At 39.7% G+C, this 19,169-nt stretch carries 20 protein-coding genes; 4 read left to right on the forward strand and 16 right to left on the reverse strand.

All coding sequences use genetic code 11. The annotated features are described in order from the left end of the window. Window positions 1-434: 434 nt before the first annotated feature. A complete protein-coding gene (locus tag A4245_RS17595) occupies window positions 435-656 on the reverse strand; it encodes a hypothetical protein (RefSeq protein ID WP_067730346.1) in 222 nt (73 codons plus the stop codon). A gap of 422 nt (window positions 657-1,078) precedes the next feature. Here A4245_RS17595 and pdaB point away from each other — a divergent pair, with 422 nt between their 5' ends. Next, window positions 1,079-1,834: a polysaccharide deacetylase family sporulation protein PdaB gene (gene pdaB, locus A4245_RS17600; protein ID WP_067730347.1), complete on the forward strand. Its 756-nt coding sequence runs from the start codon at window positions 1,079-1,081 to the stop codon at window positions 1,832-1,834. Between the two features lie 634 nt (window positions 1,835-2,468). On the opposite strand, the gene A4245_RS17605 is transcribed toward pdaB, so the two are convergent. Continuing rightward, window positions 2,469-3,134 (reverse strand): KinB-signaling pathway activation protein, encoded by a 666-nt coding sequence (locus tag A4245_RS17605; RefSeq protein ID WP_067730348.1) that lies wholly within the window; start codon window positions 3,132-3,134, stop codon window positions 2,469-2,471. A 150-nt stretch (window positions 3,135-3,284) separates the two neighbouring features. Between A4245_RS17605 and gerD the strand changes: the two genes are divergently transcribed. After that, complete coding sequence (gene gerD / locus A4245_RS17610; RefSeq protein WP_067730349.1) at window positions 3,285-3,944, forward strand: spore germination lipoprotein GerD; 660 nt, start codon at window positions 3,285-3,287, stop codon at window positions 3,942-3,944. 125 nt (window positions 3,945-4,069) lie between these two features. Here gerD and A4245_RS17615 read toward each other — a convergent pair whose 3' ends face one another. Then, window positions 4,070-5,128 (reverse strand): Mrp/NBP35 family ATP-binding protein, encoded by a 1,059-nt coding sequence (locus tag A4245_RS17615; protein WP_067730351.1) that lies wholly within the window; start codon window positions 5,126-5,128, stop codon window positions 4,070-4,072. 91 nt (window positions 5,129-5,219) lie between these two features. After that, window positions 5,220-5,942 (reverse strand): N-acetylmuramoyl-L-alanine amidase CwlD, encoded by a 723-nt coding sequence (cwlD, locus tag A4245_RS17620; RefSeq protein WP_067730353.1) that lies wholly within the window; start codon window positions 5,940-5,942, stop codon window positions 5,220-5,222. A gap of 212 nt (window positions 5,943-6,154) precedes the next feature. Here cwlD and A4245_RS17625 point away from each other — a divergent pair, with 212 nt between their 5' ends. Further along, complete coding sequence (locus tag A4245_RS17625; RefSeq protein WP_067730355.1) at window positions 6,155-6,601, forward strand: DUF948 domain-containing protein; 447 nt, start codon at window positions 6,155-6,157, stop codon at window positions 6,599-6,601. A gap of 175 nt (window positions 6,602-6,776) precedes the next feature. Here the strand turns inward: A4245_RS17625 and A4245_RS17630 are convergent, their stop codons facing one another. The 3 genes from A4245_RS17630 to A4245_RS17640 are packed head-to-tail and all read right to left on the reverse strand — an operon-like array spanning window position 6,777 to window position 7,934. Further along, a complete protein-coding gene (locus A4245_RS17630) occupies window positions 6,777-7,010 on the reverse strand; it encodes a hypothetical protein (protein ID WP_067730357.1) in 234 nt (77 codons plus the stop codon). After that, window positions 6,994-7,452, reverse strand: coding sequence for a DUF948 domain-containing protein (locus tag A4245_RS17635; protein ID WP_067730359.1), 459 nt, complete (start codon window positions 7,450-7,452; stop codon window positions 6,994-6,996). Before A4245_RS17635 ends, A4245_RS17630 begins: the two co-directional genes overlap by 17 nt. 2 nt (window positions 7,453-7,454) lie before the next feature. After that, window positions 7,455-7,934: a DUF948 domain-containing protein gene (locus A4245_RS17640; protein WP_067730360.1), complete on the reverse strand. Its 480-nt coding sequence runs from the start codon at window positions 7,932-7,934 to the stop codon at window positions 7,455-7,457. Between the two features lie 140 nt (window positions 7,935-8,074). Here A4245_RS17640 and A4245_RS17645 point away from each other — a divergent pair, with 140 nt between their 5' ends. Next, window positions 8,075-8,926, forward strand: a complete 852-nt coding sequence (locus tag A4245_RS17645; RefSeq protein ID WP_067730361.1) for a YihY/virulence factor BrkB family protein — start codon at window positions 8,075-8,077, stop codon at window positions 8,924-8,926. Window positions 8,927-8,962: 36 nt separating this feature from the next. Here A4245_RS17645 and A4245_RS17650 read toward each other — a convergent pair whose 3' ends face one another. From A4245_RS17650 to larC2, 9 genes are all read right to left on the reverse strand, one after another. Beyond that, entirely contained in the window at window positions 8,963-10,195 is a 1,233-nt protein-coding gene (locus A4245_RS17650; RefSeq protein WP_067730362.1) for an efflux RND transporter periplasmic adaptor subunit, read from the reverse strand. Beyond that, on the reverse strand, window positions 10,192-10,866 hold the full coding sequence (locus tag A4245_RS17655; RefSeq protein ID WP_067730363.1) for a hypothetical protein: 675 nt from the start codon (window positions 10,864-10,866) through the stop codon (window positions 10,192-10,194). The genes A4245_RS17650 and A4245_RS17655 overlap by 4 nt, the downstream gene beginning before the upstream one ends. A 106-nt stretch (window positions 10,867-10,972) precedes the next feature. After that, window positions 10,973-12,142 (reverse strand): GNAT family N-acetyltransferase, encoded by a 1,170-nt coding sequence (locus A4245_RS17660; RefSeq protein ID WP_067730367.1) that lies wholly within the window; start codon window positions 12,140-12,142, stop codon window positions 10,973-10,975. A gap of 193 nt (window positions 12,143-12,335) precedes the next feature. After that, window positions 12,336-13,616 carry a TRAP transporter large permease gene (locus A4245_RS17665; RefSeq protein ID WP_067730369.1) on the reverse strand — a complete coding sequence of 427 codons (1,281 nt, stop codon included), beginning with the start codon at window positions 13,614-13,616 and terminating at the stop codon, window positions 12,336-12,338. A 5-nt stretch (window positions 13,617-13,621) separates the two neighbouring features. Further along, the gene (locus tag A4245_RS17670) at window positions 13,622-14,119 is read right to left on the reverse strand and encodes a TRAP transporter small permease (protein ID WP_067730371.1); all 498 of its coding nucleotides are present in this window, start codon (window positions 14,117-14,119) and stop codon (window positions 13,622-13,624) included. Window positions 14,120-14,187: 68 nt separating this feature from the next. Further along, on the reverse strand, window positions 14,188-15,198 hold the full coding sequence (locus A4245_RS17675; RefSeq protein WP_067730373.1) for a TRAP transporter substrate-binding protein: 1,011 nt from the start codon (window positions 15,196-15,198) through the stop codon (window positions 14,188-14,190). A gap of 164 nt (window positions 15,199-15,362) precedes the next feature. Next, the gene (locus A4245_RS17680) at window positions 15,363-16,367 is read right to left on the reverse strand and encodes a Gfo/Idh/MocA family protein (RefSeq protein WP_067730375.1); all 1,005 of its coding nucleotides are present in this window, start codon (window positions 16,365-16,367) and stop codon (window positions 15,363-15,365) included. Window positions 16,368-17,000: 633 nt separating this feature from the next. After that, window positions 17,001-18,365, reverse strand: a complete 1,365-nt coding sequence (locus A4245_RS17685) for a hypothetical protein (RefSeq protein ID WP_067730377.1) — start codon at window positions 18,363-18,365, stop codon at window positions 17,001-17,003. A gap of 271 nt (window positions 18,366-18,636) precedes the next feature. Further along, on the reverse strand, window positions 18,637-19,164 hold the full coding sequence (gene larC2, locus A4245_RS17690) for a nickel pincer cofactor biosynthesis protein LarC2 (protein WP_324609867.1): 528 nt from the start codon (window positions 19,162-19,164) through the stop codon (window positions 18,637-18,639). Window positions 19,165-19,169 lie beyond the last annotated feature (5 nt).

The following is a 19,169-nucleotide window of genomic DNA, read 5'->3' on the forward strand; positions in this document are numbered from 1 at the left end:
CTCCATAAAAGTGTTTGAATTAGCTTAGTCAGAAGACTAGCTTCTGTTTGTTGCTTGCTTGAAAGAAAACAGTGTTTTCTTTCCTAACATACTGGTTGTTTTGTTCAGTTTTCAAAGATCAATTTTTCTTTGTCGTTTTTTGCGACGAAATCTAATGTATCATGTATTCGAGTTATTGTCAATAGCTTTTTTGAAATATTTTTTGTTTGTTTTAAACAAGTTGTTTCGTTAAGCGACAACAGAATTTAATATACCATAATATAATCTGGAGGACAATAGGTTTTTTGAAAAATAATAATTAAAATTTGTTTTTATATTGCATTTATTTACATTTAATATATTCCGCAGATCTGTAAAATACCTTAAACAATTAAGCTTACAACTAAAATCCCCCATTCCATCTGTTGTTAATTGGAAATGGGGGACGCTTCTATTTATCGATTTTCCTTGCGTTTCGGCATATATTTCAAGCAATCTTGTTCACTTGCTACACGGCGCAGCAGCTGAAAAAGAATTCGGTATCTTTCTGTCATTGCCCGTTTAACCATTTGGTCAATCCTGCTGTCTTCCAAATCCATCAATAACTCTTCAAGTTCTCTTTTCAATAAGTACTCAATTTCTTTTTGCTCCATTTCATTGATTAACAATCCCAACATCTTCTCACCTCTAAATTCTCGATTCTAAGTCACTCATATATTTCGGTTCCTCTTACACCCTATTTGAAAGCAAAAAAACGATAATACGTTGATACCGGTACTATCCGTTTCTCTGTGACATCCTTTTTTCTCCTCAAATGCACAATACAATTTTAAATTGTATATCACATTCATTCGTCCCGCATAACGAATTTTGTCGGTTGTTATCAGGTTATATTCAATCCCTCTATAAGGACTTTCAAATAGCAAGAAGGCAATCACTAGGATTACTATTCCCTGATTCCCGAACTTTTCATCCAGTTTTATTTATTTTTTTGAAAAACATGATTAATCTACCTATTTTCTTGAGAGAGCTTGTTCATATTTTAAGTCTCTTCATCATAAATATATGAATAGAACTACTGAATATGGGGAGGTAATGTATGAACCATTTTTATGTTATAGAAATGAAACGCCGGAAAAGCTGGTTAATCATTTTGTTTGCATTGTTTACTGCTCTCCTGATTTGGAACCAGAAGGATATGGTTTTTTCCGTTTTTTCAAATGACAGCCCGGTGGCACTCTCTAAAGGAAATGCTGATGAACCAAATATTGCATTAACATTTAATATCAGCTGGGGTGAAGAGAAAGCTTTGGAGATTTTGGAAATACTGGAAAAAGAACAGGTTCAGGCCACGTTTTTCGTGAGTGGGGAATGGGCAGAGCGCCATCCTGGGATATTGGAAAAAATCTCTGAAGGAAAGCATGAACTGGGAATGCTCGGATATCGGTACAAAAGTTATCTCGACCAGGAAATCGATCAGGTAAGAAAAGATTTACTGTACGCGAAGGACATTTTTAAAAAACTCGGTTATGAGGATGTCAATTTGCTTCGGACACCGAGCGGTCACTTTAACGATGAGATCATCGAACTTGCTGAAAGTCTTAATTATGAAGTAATACATTGGAACATAAATCCGAATGATTGGGAAAATCCGGGAACTTCTGCAATCGTAGACACAGTGATGAAGAACACGGATAACGGAGATATCATTTTAATGCATGCATCTGATGCTGCAAAACAAACTGCTTCTGCATTAGAAACCATTTTACCTGGATTAAAAAACAAAGGGTTCCAGCTTGTCAGCATTTCAGAACTTATTAATCAAGTACACGCAGAAACCAAAATTGTTGATTAGAACGCCAAAGCAGCTCATACCATTATATAAAAACATTAAAAAACACCCTGCATATTACATTATCATTATCTCCTTATAATTTGGGATTTGACCAGATCTACCTACCCTACATAAGGAGTCTTAATATGAAATTCAAATTACTAATGAGTTCATAGAACAAAAGCGCAAGCGCCCGTTTAGGGACGTACGGACTGCGCCCCGATCTTTGGGGTGGTTCAACTTGTTGAACATTCCTACGTAGGAGATAAAGGAAACACGACGACCGTAGGGAGTCGATGTTGACTTATCGTACGGAGGTGAAGGAAGTCTAGCTAGTCCCTGGGCGCTGGAGCTGGACGATCAAAAGCGGAGGTGACTGTTCAGAAACACATGCATAAGCAAGGGACTGGAAAGCGCATGATTTTGGCGCTTGGAATGTCCATTGCTTATGACAGGAGTTTCTAGGAACCGGAGCTGGACGTGGCTGTTTATGTGTGGAATTAATTGCTGCCAAAATTTATACTTTCTTTACTTATTAGAAAACTTGGCTGTCACCAAGCCTTTCGGTGGCAGCCTTAGTTGCACTTATGCAGGTTGGTAAGTTTATTCTTTCCTATCTGCTAAAAAACCTCTGGCCAGCATGGGCCAGAGGTTTTTACGCTTTGCTTATACCGGCTTGTTTATTAGAAGCTTTCTTTCCGTTTTTTGAATCTTTATCCGTGTGCGTGACTTCATCACTTTTCGTAATCCGATGTAACGTAAGGAGCTGATAAATATTACAAGCAAGCAATGGTGCAATCATCAACCAGGCATAATCCGTACCTTGAACCTGCAATCCAGGCACCCACTCCACAGCAGTAATTACAACCATAAAGAATAAAGCCGGAATGAATGCATGGCGATTAGTTTCTTTTGCTTTTCTTTTCGCAACAATCCAGCCAATTCCCAGTAAACCGGCCGCCATCAGGATATACCAAAATACAGACACTTCACCAGCAGTTGCCTGGTATGGGAAATAAACCAAGTCAAATAGTACAAATGCGATGAGCAATACCTGAACTGTTGGCCAAAATGATTTGAAGAGACTTAAACCCATCCGGTGAATAAATAAATATGCAAAGAAACCTGTCATACTAACTACACTGAACGTTAAGCCAAGACCGACAAAAAATAAAACAATCCCCACCACTTCGATAAAATCAAATGGACTTAAATAGGTGGCATAATCTTCATATTTAACAAAGAAGCTAATAAGAAGACCAGCGACTCCACCGATTACAAACGTTTTAAATAAAAAATTAACCAATTTACGACTAGTCAATATGATATCCCCCTAAAAATCTTCAGCAATAAACATAATAGCTTTTCTTACCGTATTTTATCATGAAGAACTTTTATTTTCCCATGAGAAGTGAATATTTTATAAATTTGTCACTCATATTAAAGGATATAGGAAGGAGGCACAATTTTAATGATACGAATTGTATTGATTACACTCCTTGGAATATCCTTCAGCTTGCTGGGGGCCTGCACTGGCGAGGCCACTACCGGCAAGGAAGGAGATTATGAAACAACAAAAAAAATGGTTGTTGATATATTACAGACAGAAGATGGAAAAAAAGCCTTAACGGAAGTAATGGCTGACGAGAAGCTAAAACAGGAACTTGTGATTCAATCCGATGTAGTGAAAGCTTCGATTAATGAAACACTTGTTTCAGAAAAAGGCAAGGAAATGTGGACGACTCTGTTTGAAGACCCGAAATTTGTCGAGGGTTATGCAAAATCGATGTCTGAAGAACAAAAGAAGTTAATGAAAGAACTGATGAATGATGCCGAATACCAAAAGCAAATGCTCGAGCTAATGAAAAATCCCGAAATAACGGATCAGATGCTGAGCCTGCTTAAAAGCCAGCAATTCCGTGAGCATCTTGAGAAAACAATCACCGAGACATTGGAAACTCCTTTATTTCAGGCAAAAATTCAGGAAATATTGCTGAAAGCTGCTGAAGAGCAAAGTAAAGGAGAGCAAGGTGGCGGTGGTGGTTCCGGTGGCGGAGAGTCCGGCGGCGGTGGCTCTGGCGGTGGTTCTGGTGGCGGCGGTGAAGGCGGTGGCGGTGAAGGTTCTGGATAAGGCAGCAGCTATTTTGATGGTAGTGACGGGCCATAGTACCCTTCAATATCTTGAGGCACATCAGAATATCCATTACCTCGCCACACATATATAGAGAGGGCCTCCTTAATCGGACGCCCTCTTCTTTATTCTTCCAATTTTGCGATTATCTTGGCCGCAATTTTGTGGAACTCTTTTCCATTTGGATGGTCTTCCTGATATACAGAAGGCGCAAATACATCCTCTTCTTCGTACGGTTGTTGGAGCGGCAATTGACCAAGTACTTTTGTTTTTAGTACATCTGCAAGTTTTTGGCCACCGCCTTCTCCAAACACATATTCTTTCTCCCCTGTTATTTTGCTTTCAAAGTAGGCCATGTTTTCGATCACACCTAAAATTTCATGGTCAGTCTTTAAAGCCATTTGCCCAGCTCTTGCCGCTACAAATGCTGCGGTAGGATGTGGAGTCGTTACAATGATCTCTTTACATGTAGGCAGCAATTCATGCACATCCATAGCGATATCCCCAGTACCTGGTGGCAGATCCAGGAGCAAGTAGTCCAAATCGCCCCATTCCACTTCCGAAAAGAAGCTGTTAATCATTTTACCAAGCATTGGACCACGCCATATTATCGGTGAGTTATCTTCAACAAAAAAGCCCATCGATATAACTTGTACACCAAAGCGCTCTACCGGAATGATTTTTTCACCGCGCACGATCGGACGTTTTTCCACACCCATCATATCAGGTACACTAAACCCGTAGATATCAGCATCTATAATCCCGACTTTTTTACCAAGCCGCATCAGTGATAATGCAAGGTTTACGGTTACCGTTGATTTTCCAACGCCGCCTTTTCCGCTGGCAACTGCAATAAACTTAGTATCTGAATTCCCGCTCACTAAAGCTTCTGCCTTTGCCTTTTCCGCTGCAGGCTGATATTTTTGGATAACCTCATCAGGCAGCTGTTCAAAACGTAACCCGACGGTATTTGCACCGTTTTTCTTTAAAATACCTACGATTTCCTGCTGAAGCTCCATTTGTTCCGCAGTATTCGTCTTGGATATGGCAATTTTGACACTGACATGCCTCTTGTCTTCTTTAATGGTCACACTCGTAATCCCACCGGTATTTTCAAGTGTTGTATGTAAAAAAGGATCTTTAACTGGATTGAGCAGTTGAACAACTTCCTCTTGTGTTAGCATTGTAAGTCACCATCCCCTTATGTTTATACTCTGAATGCTAGTATAACATAAATGATATAAATTCTAAGTAATATGCACTATGGTGACGTTTTCACTCCTCCTCTTTTACATCTTCTGTGAAGTATCGTAATATCCCTTCGTATATACTGGCTGCCATTCTTCTCTGATACGCCTCCTGTTTAAGCAATTCTCTTTCTTCTTCGTTCGATAGGAAGCCAATTTCCACCAGTGATCCGGGAACTTTTGCATGCTTCAGCAAATACACCCCATTTATATGCAACGCCGATCTATTCGTATTTTCCATATTGCGGACAATTTCTTCCTGTATCATCTTTGCCAGGTGCTTACTCTCTTCAAATTCTGAATAATAAAAGGTTTGTGCCCCTCTCCATTTTGAGGACGGTAATGCATTTAAATGCAGTGTCAAGAATAAATCCGGATTTTTTTCATGAATAAAGTCTAGCCGGTTGCGTAAATCCTCTGCTTTTCTTCTGGATAGTCCCTTCGTATCCTCAGCTGCGAGGTCGGAGTCTTCCTCCCTTGTCAAATAAACGAGCGCTCCATTTTGCTGCAGGTAATGCTGCAGCATTTTGGCAACCTCAAGCGCAATATCTTTTTCTAAGGTTTCATCCGCTCCTACGGCTCCACCGTCCGGCCCCCCATGTCCAGGGTCAATGACAATTGTTTTTCCAGAGAGCGGAAGTGACCAAGTATTGTTCGTATTGAAATCACTGTTTGTAATTGGATATTGAATAAGAAAGGCTAATAGGAATGCTCCAAGTAACCAGTAGGCTATTTTCTTTTTACGTCCCATTCCATCCACTCCTTTAAAATAATCGCTAATTATATCTATCAAGAAATAAGTTGCTTAGACGCTTTTTGAACATGTACTTCTATTCAATTTATGGGACAAGATGAAGGTTTATGACTACCCATTTGTGGTATGCTACTATTTAGGAAACGTTTATTAAAATTACTGGTGTGGTATTAAAAAAGAAACAGCATTACCGGGAGGGAGCATTTAAGATGATTTGGATAGGAATAGGTTTAATCATTATTGGAATTGCATTGATGGCTTTAGTCGTTTTTCTTATTAAACCGCTTAATAATTTAGCTGGAGTTTTTAGCAGCCTGCAGAAAACTACCGATGAATTGCCTAAAACCGTTGAAGACATCACATCTCAAACAACACAGACACTTGGCACAGGAGTTGAAACGTTAAACCAGGTGAATAATCAGGTAAGAGAGTTAAGCCCACTGTTTCATATTGTGGGAGACGCTGGCAGAGCGACCAATCATTTGACATCATCCATGGTGAATGCGGTAGATGAGATGAAAGTAAATACTCAGAACGGAAGCGATTTTACAACGAGGAAGAATCTGGAGGGAATTTATGGAGCGTTAACACTTGGCTATCTTCTCTTCCAGAAGAATAAGGAAATGAAAAAGGAAAGAAATACAATTAACATGTGATAAAACACTGACAGGGCAGCCGATCTTATTAATCGGCTGCCCTGCTGCAATGATGAGGAACTTATTCAACGGAAATATACTAAAGCACTCTCGCCCGGAACAGCGGTAGGCCTGCTAAAATCGGTACGTCCTGTCAGCATGAAAAAATCCCCGCTTCTATGCAGGGATCAGATTTTCATACCTCTATTCTGCTTTTTACTTCCCTTTTGATATTTTCAATATCATATGCCCGTTTTTGACCATCTTCATAAAGCCGCTTCTCAAACTGCTTTATCCTTTGAAGAACGGATTGATGTTCTTCCAGTTTCTGTTGCTTTGATACATAGTTCTTTAACAGCCACCCTAAGGTGACGCCTCCAACAGCACTTGCTATCAATGATGCATTCCCTTTTTTAGGATTGGTTTCCATCGGTGAATTCCCCTTTTGCTTTCTTCATTTCCTGACGTTTTTTCAGCCAGTAATACCCTAAAGCAAATGAACCATAGAGACCCCCAAGCTTATTACTATCTGCCACATCATTTCCATCATCAGTTTTTGTTTTTACGGAATCTGTAACATCCACTAATGAGGAAGAGAATTTCCTTGTAGCATTCCCAACATCTCCTACAATATAGAACAGAGGGCTCAATTGGTGAAGTTTGTCATTCACATCCACCAATGTATTATTACTTTCACTAATCATATTGCCAGTTTCTTTAAAAACATTATCCAACTGCTTCGGCAGCTGCTGTACTGTTTTATCAATTCCACTTAATACGCCTGCCAGATTGTTCAATGCATGTCCAATAAATATTGCTAATATAATGAATGCCATGCCGATCAGTAATACACCTATCCCAACTAAAGTCATCCCTATCCCTCACTTCCTGTATTTGCAGGTACCCCTTTTGATTTCTGTACCATTACTTCATTCTTACCTGCCCGCTTTGTCGTTTTCCATTTAGTGTAGAGCTGCACTGCTGCTTCACTCCACGTAATTCCTCCGACAAAGGGCTTCATTTTCTGCTCTAATTCCACATTGGTAAGTGCTTTCGTTTTTTTACTATACACTTCATTAAGCGAATTGACTGCAGTTCCCATCTCTTCAACCGAATCAAACAGGCTGTCTGTAGCTCTTATCTTTTCGCTTATATCATCTACAAGTTTATCGCTTTCCCGAACCGTTTGTGTCAGTTGCGGTGTAATATATTCCAGTTCCTTTTCCAGTTCTCCCATGGAGGTACCGAGTGACTTCACCGTTTTTGTAACGCGGTTCAGTACTAAGGATAGATAGATAACTACAATGGCAAACGCAATCGAACAAAGTAGAATGCCCACATATATTATTTCCATATGTAAAATCCCTCCCTTTTGAAATATTATACCACTAGCCTTGATAAATAAAACGTTTTCTGTTTTCTCAACCAAAAAGATTGATTCGCATTATCCGCGGGTATAGAAAAGGTATATTAATATCATGGTGGAGGTATACAATGACTAAATTTAAACGATTTTCCCAAAATTTCATGGAAAGATTCAAAGATAATAATGTAACATTACTCGCGGCCTCACTGGCATATTATTTTCTGCTGGCAATCTTTCCTTTACTTATTGTAGCATTTGCAATCATTCCTTACTTTAACATAAGCCCAGAAGATGCGATGCGTTTTATTACTTCCATTGTACCTGGAGAACTAGCTTCCGTGTTCGAGGACAATATTGTCAGTCTTGTTGAAACTCCAAGGGGCGGCTTGCTTACTGTCGGTATAATCGGTGCCCTATGGTCCGCCTCAAACGGAATTAATGCTTTTATTAAAGCGTCGAATGAAGCGTATGATGTGGAAGAAACACGTTCATTCATTGTCACACGCCTGATTGCTTTCGGCTTAACGATCAGCATGATTCTGGCCGTTGTGACAGCTATTTTGCTCCCTGTATTCGGAGATGTAATTCTCGGATTTATTGCATCACTGCTGGGAATAGGTTCAGAGATGAGTATCTTACTGCAAATACTCAGGTATGTAATCAGTATTCTCGTGATTACGGCACTATTAATGGTTCTGTATCACTTCGCACCGAATAAGAAAATCCCTTTCAAGCATATTATACCGGGAGCATTGACCGCCAGTATTCTATGGCAGGTCATTTCAATCGGATTTTCCATTTATATAAGTAATTTCGGAAATTACTCCGCTACTTATGGGAGTCTCGGCGGGATTATTGTACTAATGATCTGGTTCTTTCTAACAGGCATCATTCTTTTGATTGGCGCTATCGTCAATGTGATGTATCACAGAAAAGAAATCAGGGAAGACGCAGACATTCATAAAGCGGCCAATATTTGATCATGGAACAGGCCTGGAGTATTCCAGGCCTGCTTCCTATCTCGACAATATACCTGTCACAAAGCTTTCTGCCCAAGTATTATCCGAAACGGAAAAGGAATCTTTTGTAATTTCCTTCCATTGTAATGGCGTAATGAAATTCGCCCCATCGTGGAATAAACTTGGTGGATCCACAGCAACCCAGTCCCCAGGTTCTGCACCTTCCACAATCTCTACCATGCTGTCCATATAAATTCCGGTGCTGATATTTTGCCTGATGAGCTTTCCTTCATGGGTCATTTTCCAGACAGCATCATTGAAAACGGCTTCCTCGAAAAGTGCTGTCGCCCCGATGGATTCTTCCATCGTTATCGCAACATCGACATGAAAACCGGGAAGCAGTCCTTCTATTTCGGTGTCCTCATCTAAAGCGATTTGGAAAGGGTAAATACTTTCACCTTTGATTTTGATAGAATTGGGCAATTTACTTACTTCTTGAACTGCCCCTTCCATATTGACACTCATTTCAAGAACATCAATTTCCGCGGCTTGTCCTTCCTGAACTTTGGTACGCTCGTTTTCAGTCAGTTCACCGATCACATGCAGTTCAGCATTTTGAATCGTGATGACCGGATTATCCAGCGTGTCTTTTATATTACTTACTGTTCCGGTATATGGACTTTCCACTGTTATCGTATCACCAGAAAGCTGGAGTTCAGTAAGTTGTCTTTCGAGCGTCTCAAGCTGCACTCTTTTTTGCGACAATTCTTTTTGCTTTTCTGTCAAATATTGCTCCCTCATCCATTCAGCATCAATCGATGTTTGGGGGAATTCCAACTCAAGCTGCTCATCTGTCAGCGTGAAGGTATTAGGTATGTCTGTTATCGACATAGGGAGCTGGTACATTTCAATTTGAGATATTGCTGTTTCGATCGCTGAAATCTCGCCATTTATTTGGTCAGTCTGATTTATTAAACTTGCTTCGGTCTCAAAATAATCGTGAACAAGATAGCTGTAAAGCGGATCTCCGGCATTTACCGTATCGCCTTCTTCAACAAGGAATTCTTGAAAACTTCCCAGACTCTGGTCAAAATAAACTTGTTCCTCACCGGTCGATGTCAGTACACCCGGCTTGTAGAGACGCTCTGCCATATCCGTCTCAAAGCTTTCCGACCAATGATTGATATATGCAGTCCTTTCAACTTTTCCTTCATCATCAAGGTATACAAGCAGAAAGTTTGCACCAATAAAAACAAGCATAAGCAGCTGGATTATTCTCCTCTGCATCATCCAAACCACCCACCTAATATGTATGAATCTGTAAAAGCGGTAAGTGCGGCGAGACACCAGCCAAGGAAATGCAATAAAACTACATTAATCCAGATCACATACTTTTTCATTTCCGAGAAAGTTGAAAGATACTTTACCTGAAACCAGATAATCCATAATTGAAATAACGTTATTGCTCCGAAAAAGTAAATGATCCATGGCGTTTCCGTGATGTAGGAAGCAATAATTCCAAAGGATATAGGAGATACCTGCCAATTCAAACCGGCAAAGATAACAAGTGGTATCCACAGCACCCGTTCCACCAGCATGACTGCCAGCACAACCTGCTGCATGATAACAAGCTTTTTATATGGTATCCCGGTTAAAAGGTAAAATAACAGACTAGGTACAAACAAAATAAACGCGGCAAATAGTAAAGCATATAGCATCCGCCCTAAAACAAACCATAGCTTACTAGTTTCATAAGCTGGCTGGGACAATGAAACCGCATTACTCGATATACCCTCTGAACCTAACCCGAGAAATGCCATCAATAAATATACAATTACTGACGTCAGAGCAAGTATGATACTAACTTTCCACAAGTTTTGAATCCGTTCCGTTTTTTTGATTCGGAATAAATTGTCCTCCATTGAAGTGAGGATTCTGAATAAATGAATACGATATGTCATATGCTACATCCCTTTTCTTCTTACCCTATTGCCTTAATTTTAACTTAGAATTTAGGGAAATACTATGAATTTTGTATTTTCTCATGACAACAAGCTATAAGTCCTATTAGAAAAAATCCGGGAAATATGTTTGCTTTATGGGGATAAGCTTTTCCAATACCTCTACAGAATACAAATCGCCCTGAATAAGGCCAGCTTTGTACAATTCCATTGGTCGCTTATATCCAAGCAACATTACTGTCAGTTGCTGAACGGTACAATTGACTCCACCATTGTCTTTTGCTGTTCCATCCTGATAAGATACGGCACTACTTTCTTCTGTTTGATGAATTTGATATAAACCATTATTCTCCGGCAGAAAAGAATCTTCGATATGAATGGAGATCGATGTGTTTGGAGCTGGTTCAAAAGGAAATTCTTTTAAGAATGCCAACACGTCCACAATTCGTGCCATAAAGTATGGAGAGGTTTCCTGTTTGAATCTAGGTTCATCGACCAATAAAGGCAGATTATCATCTTCCGGCACGGTCATTTTTACTTCTTTAGCCATCGAGTCATGATTAGCAATGAACTCCAAAAGCAGTTTCCAGCCATTTAACGAGTTATAGATAAGCTCTTCCACTTCCAGCACATTATGTTTCACACTATAGATCAGATATCCTTCTGTTTGATTGTGCTGATCATAACAAACCGCCACCATGCTTTTTTTTGCCAAAACACGCTGCTCCCACCATTTTTCGTCACGCATAAGCATACCATTATAGTTCATGGCGAACGTCCTATAAATGCCATTTAAAAGCTCAATGTCCGACTCGATTCTTCTTACATATCCATCTGCTGACCAAGTTCCTTTCAGTTTATCCATCGGTATTGTATACTGTTTCTCACTAAATGCAATTTCCCAGCCAAATTTTCGGTAGAAGGGGACGGAAAATGGATGTAAATAAGAAAGCAGCTGACCATTTTCTTTCATATGTTTTAATCCATGTGAGAGAAGCTGCTTCACCATTCCACTTCTACGGTATTCCGGCCAGGTGGAAACCGCGCTGAGCCCTCCCATTTCAAAGGTCTTTCCGTTAATATTCACTGATAATGGAATCAGATGGGCTTTAGCAGCTAGTTTCCCATTTTCCATCCAGCCCCAGATTATATGCCGCTCCGCTTCCTCTTTCTTTTTGACAAGCTCTTCATCCGAAAGCATGTATTGAAAGGCAAATTGGGACAACGCAAAGATTTCTTCATAATCTGCTTTGGTCAGATTTCTTATTTGATTCATATCGTAACCTCCCAGTACTTATTTTGATAGCTCCATTATACTAAATAATAACATTTTCTTTCATTGGCAATAAACTTAACATTGGCAGATTGACATAAATAAAAAAAGCCTTGGATAGTAAAGGGCACTATGTCAAGTACTCACTTTAAAATTCCAAAGCTTTCAAACGGATAGAAATGTATACAACGGTACTTTATTGTCCCAGTATCTCTGGAAGCCATAAAATTAAGCCAGGAACAAATGCGACAACAAGCACCATCAAAATCATGACTGCATAGAACGGGAGCAAGCCTTTTGTAGCTTTCTCAATTGAAATTTTACCAATTGCCGAACCTACAAAGAGTACCGTTCCAACCGGTGGTGTAATCAAGCCAATGGCAAGACATAAAATCAATAACACTCCAAAGTGGACCGGATCCATTCCTACATTGATTGCAACCGGCAGCAGAATCGGAGTTGCGATTAATATAAGTGGTGCCATGTCCATAATCATTCCCAACAGCAATAAGATAATTACTATCAACAAAATAGTTATCGCATCATTAGGAGAAATAGTGATTAGTGCATTGGATACCATCGCAGGAACTTTCAGAAGCGTCAGCAGCCAACCGAAAGCAGATGAAGCAGCAATTAAAAACAGAACCATCGAGAGTGTTTTAAAGGACCTTTGTAAAATAACACCCATTCTAGTTATATTGATATCCCTGTACACCAGGAAAGTTATGATAAAAGCATACAGTGTCCCTATTGCTGCAGATTCCGTAACAGTAAAGAAACCACTTAAGATTCCTCCAAGAATGATCACAACAGTGAATAAACCTAATAAACCTTCCCACACAATTCTTGGAATATCTTCTTTTTTAACAGGTTCGCCGACAGGGTACTTTCTTTTCACCGCAAGGATATAGGTGATAACCATTAAAGCGGCACCAAGTAGTATTCCTGGTAGAAGTCCTCCTATAAACAGCGCACCAATTGAAACTCCACCAGCAGCGGTAGAGTAAATAATCATATTGTGACTCGGCGGAATCAGAACCCCCTGTGCAGAGCTCGAGACCGTAACACCAACAGCAAATTGGGAATCATAGCCTTGTTTTTTCATCATCGGTATCATAACCGAACCAACAGAAGACGTATCAGCGATAGCCGACCCGGAGATACCTCCAAAAAACGTACTGGCTAATACATTAACCATGGCTAATCCCCCTCTGATTTTCCCAATCAGGACATTTGCCAGATTGATTAATCTTCGGGAAATCCCGCCTTCGTTCATTATTTCACCTGCAATTATAAAGAATGGGATTGCTAATAGAGAAAAAGAGTTCAGGCCAGCCACCATTCGCTGGATAATCGCAGATAAATCAATGCCCATGTATATACCTGTAGCGAGGGAAGATAATATAAGTGTAAGTGCTATAGGTACTCTGCATATGATAAGCAGCAAAAAACTCCCCAATAAAATCCATACTTCCATTATTCTTACACCTCACTTACATCTTCTAGATCTTGATGCATTCCTTTTCTAAAAAGCAATTCAACACCATTTAGCACTACAAAAAATCCGGATACAGGTATAGACGCATAGAGGACACTGGAAGGCATACCGGTCGCAGGCATTGTTGAGCTGCTGGTTAACACAGTAAATTGCCATCCATAATAAAACAGGATACATCCAAGCCCTATGACAAGTACTTTTGCGAAATAATCAAATATATTCTGAACATTCTTTGGCAACCTATCAATTAAAACTCCTACACCAATATGAAGTTTTTCTCTAAAACCATAGGCGATGCCCAGAAAACTGACCCATACAAACAGTAAGCGCGATACTTCCTCACTCCATGCGGGAGCCGAACCGAGGATTTGACGGGAGAAAACCTGATAAATTATTACAAGGACCATAACTGCGAGTATGGATAAAGAAGCTACTAAAAGTATCCGGTTCAGTATGTCCGTAATCGTCTGAAAAACTTTCATCCTGTTTACCACTCCTTAATTAATAGGAGAAGTGAGAAAACGCCTTCTCTCACTCCTCCCAGGGTAAATTATTCTGTTAACTTCTCAATCCAATCTGCATATTGTTCCCCAAACTCATCATATACAGGTTGTACAGCTTCTCTCCATTCGGAAATATCATCTACTTCTGTCAGCTCACTTCCAGCTTCTACAACAGCTTCCCGAGCTTCTTCTGTCAGTTCTGCCCATGCTTCACGTTGAACTTCTACTGATTCCATCGCTGCTTCACTAAATGCTTGTTTGTCTTCTTCGCTTAAATCATCCCATATACTTTCGGATGCCAACAATACTTCTGGTGTTCCTTGATAACCATTCACAGTGAAATATGGTGTTACTTCATAATGTCCTGCAGTATAGTAACTTGGGAAATTATTTTCAGCACCGTCAATCACACCTGTTTGCAACGCAGAATACACTTCACCATATTCCATAGGGGTAGCAGAAGCACCTAAAGATTCAACAATAGCGATTGCCAAGTCTGATGACTGCACTCGAATTTGCAGGCCTTTCATATCTTCAGGAGTTGAAACTGGGCGAACGGAGTTATAAAAACTTCTTTCACCAGAATCATAGAATGCCAATCCTTTTAATCCTGAACCATCCAATGTTCCCAGTAGTTCTTGTCCAACTTCACCATTTAACTTTTCCCATTTTTTGTCTTCATCTTCAAATAAGTAAGGCATGGATAATACACCGATTTGATCAGAAAACTGTGTTAGAGGTATTGCATTAACCCTAGCTAATTCAATTGTTCCCAATTGCAGCTGCTCCAGAACCTCAGACTCTTCTCCGAGCTGCCCACCAGAATATACTTCAATTTCATAACGACCATCTGTTTTTTCTTCTACAAGTCTTGCAAATTCCTTATCTCCAATAGTTGTTGGGTAATCTTCGGGATGATTCTCTGCTAGACGGAGTGTAACAGTTTCTTCACTATCAGAAGCCCCATCTGTATCATTCTCATCTTCCCCGCCACAAGCAGCCAAAACCACTCCTACAAATAATAATATCGCCAACAATGATAACGTTTTCTTTTTCAATCAAAAAACCTCCCCTTTTTTTAAAAAATATCCCCTTGCAGCAATTATATTTTGTTCATTAAACAAACTAATATATTTACTGACTTTTATTATAATTGCAAGCGCTTTATAATTCAAGCTTTTTTTTAGAGCAAACCTAAAAAATCTGCTCTAAAAAATATGCATCATACTACAGGTACTATTTTCCCAGTGTTCATCGAATTAAAGCAAGCATCCATCACTCGATGGTTATCAACCGTGTTACTAAAATGATGCTCTAATTCTTCTGGTAAATAACCATTTATGACAACATTTGAGATTGATTCGACTTCATTACGATATTGATCGCCTTGAATGGTTTCTGTGCGTGAAACATTTTCTTTTTCGACAATAACTAACCCGTCACCGCCAAACCAATCCGGTCGGTATGCCCTTGGTACTATGATTCGTCCTTCTGTGCCAATTACTTCATACTCACTTCTTCTTGCCATTCCAAAACTTACATCGAATGTCGCTCTTACATTGTCAGGAAACATTAAATAGGCAATCACATCCGTGTCTACCTGATAATCAGAATCTTTTACAGCATGAACCTGCAGCGATTCCGGCTCTGCCCCAAGAATATTTCTGATGGAGTGAATACCATAGCATCCGACATCATAAATGCTGCCGCCACCCTTTGCATTCATCTTTATACTGTTTTCCTTCTGAGCAAGATTAAATGAGAAGGATGCTCGCATGAATCTGACTTCACCGATTTCGCGGGATTCAATTATTTCCTGCACTCGCTTATGTTGTGGATGAAAGTGATACATGAATCCTTCCATAAACAATACTTTCTCATCCTCACATACTTTCTTCATTTCAAGCACTTCTTCCGTGTTCAAGGCTGCAGGTTTCTCACATAAAATATGCTTTCCTTTCCTGGCAGCTTTGATTACCCACTCCTTATGAAGGTGATTTGGTAATGGTATATAAACGGCTTCAATTTCGGCATCTTCCAGTAAACCCTCATAACTGTCATATGTTTTTTCGATATCGAAATTCTCTGCTACTTCCTTGGCCTTTTCAATTCTTCCGCTTGTTGCGATCGCTTTCACCTCGGCATTCGCAGCCCGAAGGAAAGCAGGTATCAATTCTTTCTGCGCAATCTTTGCCGTGCTCAAAATCCCCCATCTTACCTTACGCATCTTAAACACTCCTTTTCCTATGATTCTTTTTAAAAGATTTGTTGCTTTATTATCGTCGAAGTTGATATAAAATGCGACGTAACTACTATTTGTGTTAGAACGTTGGCACGGATAATGGAAGCGAGTTACTTCGGCTACCGCTCGGGGAAATACACTGCGCTTTCCACGGGTGGCTGGTGAGCCCCTTCATGCTACGCATTTCAGTGTCTCACCTATGCCTCTCTTCCCGTAGGAGTCTCCGTGTATTTCCCCGAGCTGGTTAAGTTTGCTGCTAATAAACTGCAGCCTTAATAACAAAATCTAATTATACAGCTTCACCAGTCCGAGTGAGCGGCGGGCGGTGACTCCTCGAAACTAAAAACCAATTTTCTTCGTGCGATGTGAAAGCTGACGAAGCCTTCCTTGTCCTGCGGGAAAAGCACGTGTCCGAAGACCAGAAGAGTGGTTTTCTCTTCGGGGCTGAGGCCGTGCCCGCGGAAAGCATCCGCCCAGAGCGATCCCGGACGGCAACAGATGCGCACATATTTCCGGAAATAAATCTAAATTACGTCGCAGTTTACATATATTGCGTCACAAATTTTTCTCACAGGACGAGTAACGACATTTCCAAGCTTCTTGAAATGCAAGGCTTTCTTATAGCAGAAAATATGCTACGGTCGAACCTATGGCCCCGAAAACGAGGGCGTATGGCAAATTATTCAGTGTTAATCGATATGGATTTTGCCCCGTGTTAATTGATGTTAATTGGACAACCAACCCATATGATCCAACTGTCAATGTTGCAACTGCACTAGTTGTTAAAACAATTGCAAGACTGATAGGGTTCATATATTCCAATAGAGTCGTTATCATACCAGTAAGAATCCCAATTGTCGCTATCGGGTGAACACCGAACATACTTAAAAATATAAAAGTCAATTGGATAAAGATAAATATGATCATTGGATAATCAGAAAAGAATAGTAACGGCCGCTGAATAAAATCTAAAAATGAGGTGCCATCAATACTGTTTGCAAAAAACGCCAATGAAAGAAACAATACTACAAAATTCTGCATGGAATTTGTACTTTGTTTCCATGTTTTCCAGCCAATTGTCCAAAAACTTCGCAGGCGATTCATAATAATCGACCAAACAAGAGCAAAGGGAAAAATAAGAATTGTAACCGTAAAAATAAAATCGAGACCCAAAAGATTTCCCAGTACGATGACAGTTGTCAAAAACAATACGAGCGCTGCCAGCAAATGCAACATTTTCTTCATCAATTTCATCATATCCAGATTGACTTTTACAGCATTGTCATAAGTATATTTTTTATAATGAAACCGGCCCCATACTGAATCGAGCACAAATGTAAGAAAGGCTATCAGTAAAAGCCATGGCAGTAAAGAAACATAGTCGACTCCTGTAGTAAAAATCGATACGGCCAGCAAAATTTCCAGGGGACTCCATATGAGCGCCAAGGAATAGCCTCTTAATGTTGCTGTACCGATGAACGAATCCCGTACTTTTTTGTTTAATTGGCTTAAATTATTTTTTAACACATCCTGAGAGATGGATGCTGCCGATAAATTTAAAAATGCAGCAAGCGTCAACGTCGTTATAGAGCTGCGGGGATAAAGCTTACCCAAATCCGAAGCGTTCACATTCAACAGGTTATTTAAAGTACGGTCGAACCTCCCACTTCTAACGACACTATTCATCCATGGCAACATAGTCAGAAGGGTTAAAAGAGACATGTTGGATGTTAGCAATTCCGGTATTGTACTTATTGGTTGTCCTGTTGTCAGAAATGCCAGAGCTCCTATTCCTATAAATGCACTTCCAAGTGTTTTAAAAAGTGAGGAAGCTCTCTTAAATGATACAATTAGCATGATAACTGCCAATATACCAATGATAAAATTCAAACGTTCACTTTCTATAAAAATATTAAAAATATGCAGCAGGAAAACGGCGGAATAAAAAATATAAAGATAATTATAAATACCGTTGATTCTCATGATTATCTCCTTACATCAATCAATTAATATTATGTAACTCTTACTCAATAGAAAAGTGATAGTTTGTATATCAAACAAATTATATTTTTACATACATCATATGTGTAAGCGTTTAATTTATCAAGTGATTTATTCAGTTAAAAATTAAAATTACCAATATATTGATACATAAAAAAACAGGCTTGAATAATAGCCAATTATAATTCAAGCCTGTATCTAGTCGTCGCTTTCCACTTTCGTACAATAAAGATATACATCACCTAATTAAAATCTACTTACCGACGTGTTTCCACACTTCCTCATAGACCTTTTTCAGTGGCACATTCTGTTCTTGGGCTATTTTTCTGCATTCTTCATATTCAGGTGAGCTTTGGAAAACCTCTCCGTTTGCAATCCCTTGTTTAACGGTAATGGGTCCCCATTTTGTTTCCACCTGAATGAATTCCCTCTCCATTCGATGTACGGTCAGTGGATAATACCGAATGCCTAGTGTTGTCGTTTCTTTCAGCAAGATTTCTTTCATCTCGCTGATTGCTTCTTTTCTGCAAAGTAATTGGAGCAATACACCGGGTCTGTTCTTTTTCATATAGATCGGTGTATAAAAGACATCATTTGCCCCGGCGTCAAACAGTACATCCATCACATAACCAAGCCACTCGCCGGATATGTCATCAAGATTAACTTCCATCTTCACCATCTGATCATCTATATGCTCTTCGTTTGGAGGACGATAGGATTCCATTTCTACAAACTCTCCTTTAGAACGCTGCATTTGACATACCCTAAGCGAGTGCCTTATCCGCC

Source organism: Oceanobacillus damuensis (assembly GCF_001618145.1).
Taxonomy (GTDB): domain Bacteria; phylum Bacillota; class Bacilli; order Bacillales; family Amphibacillaceae; genus Oceanobacillus; species Oceanobacillus damuensis.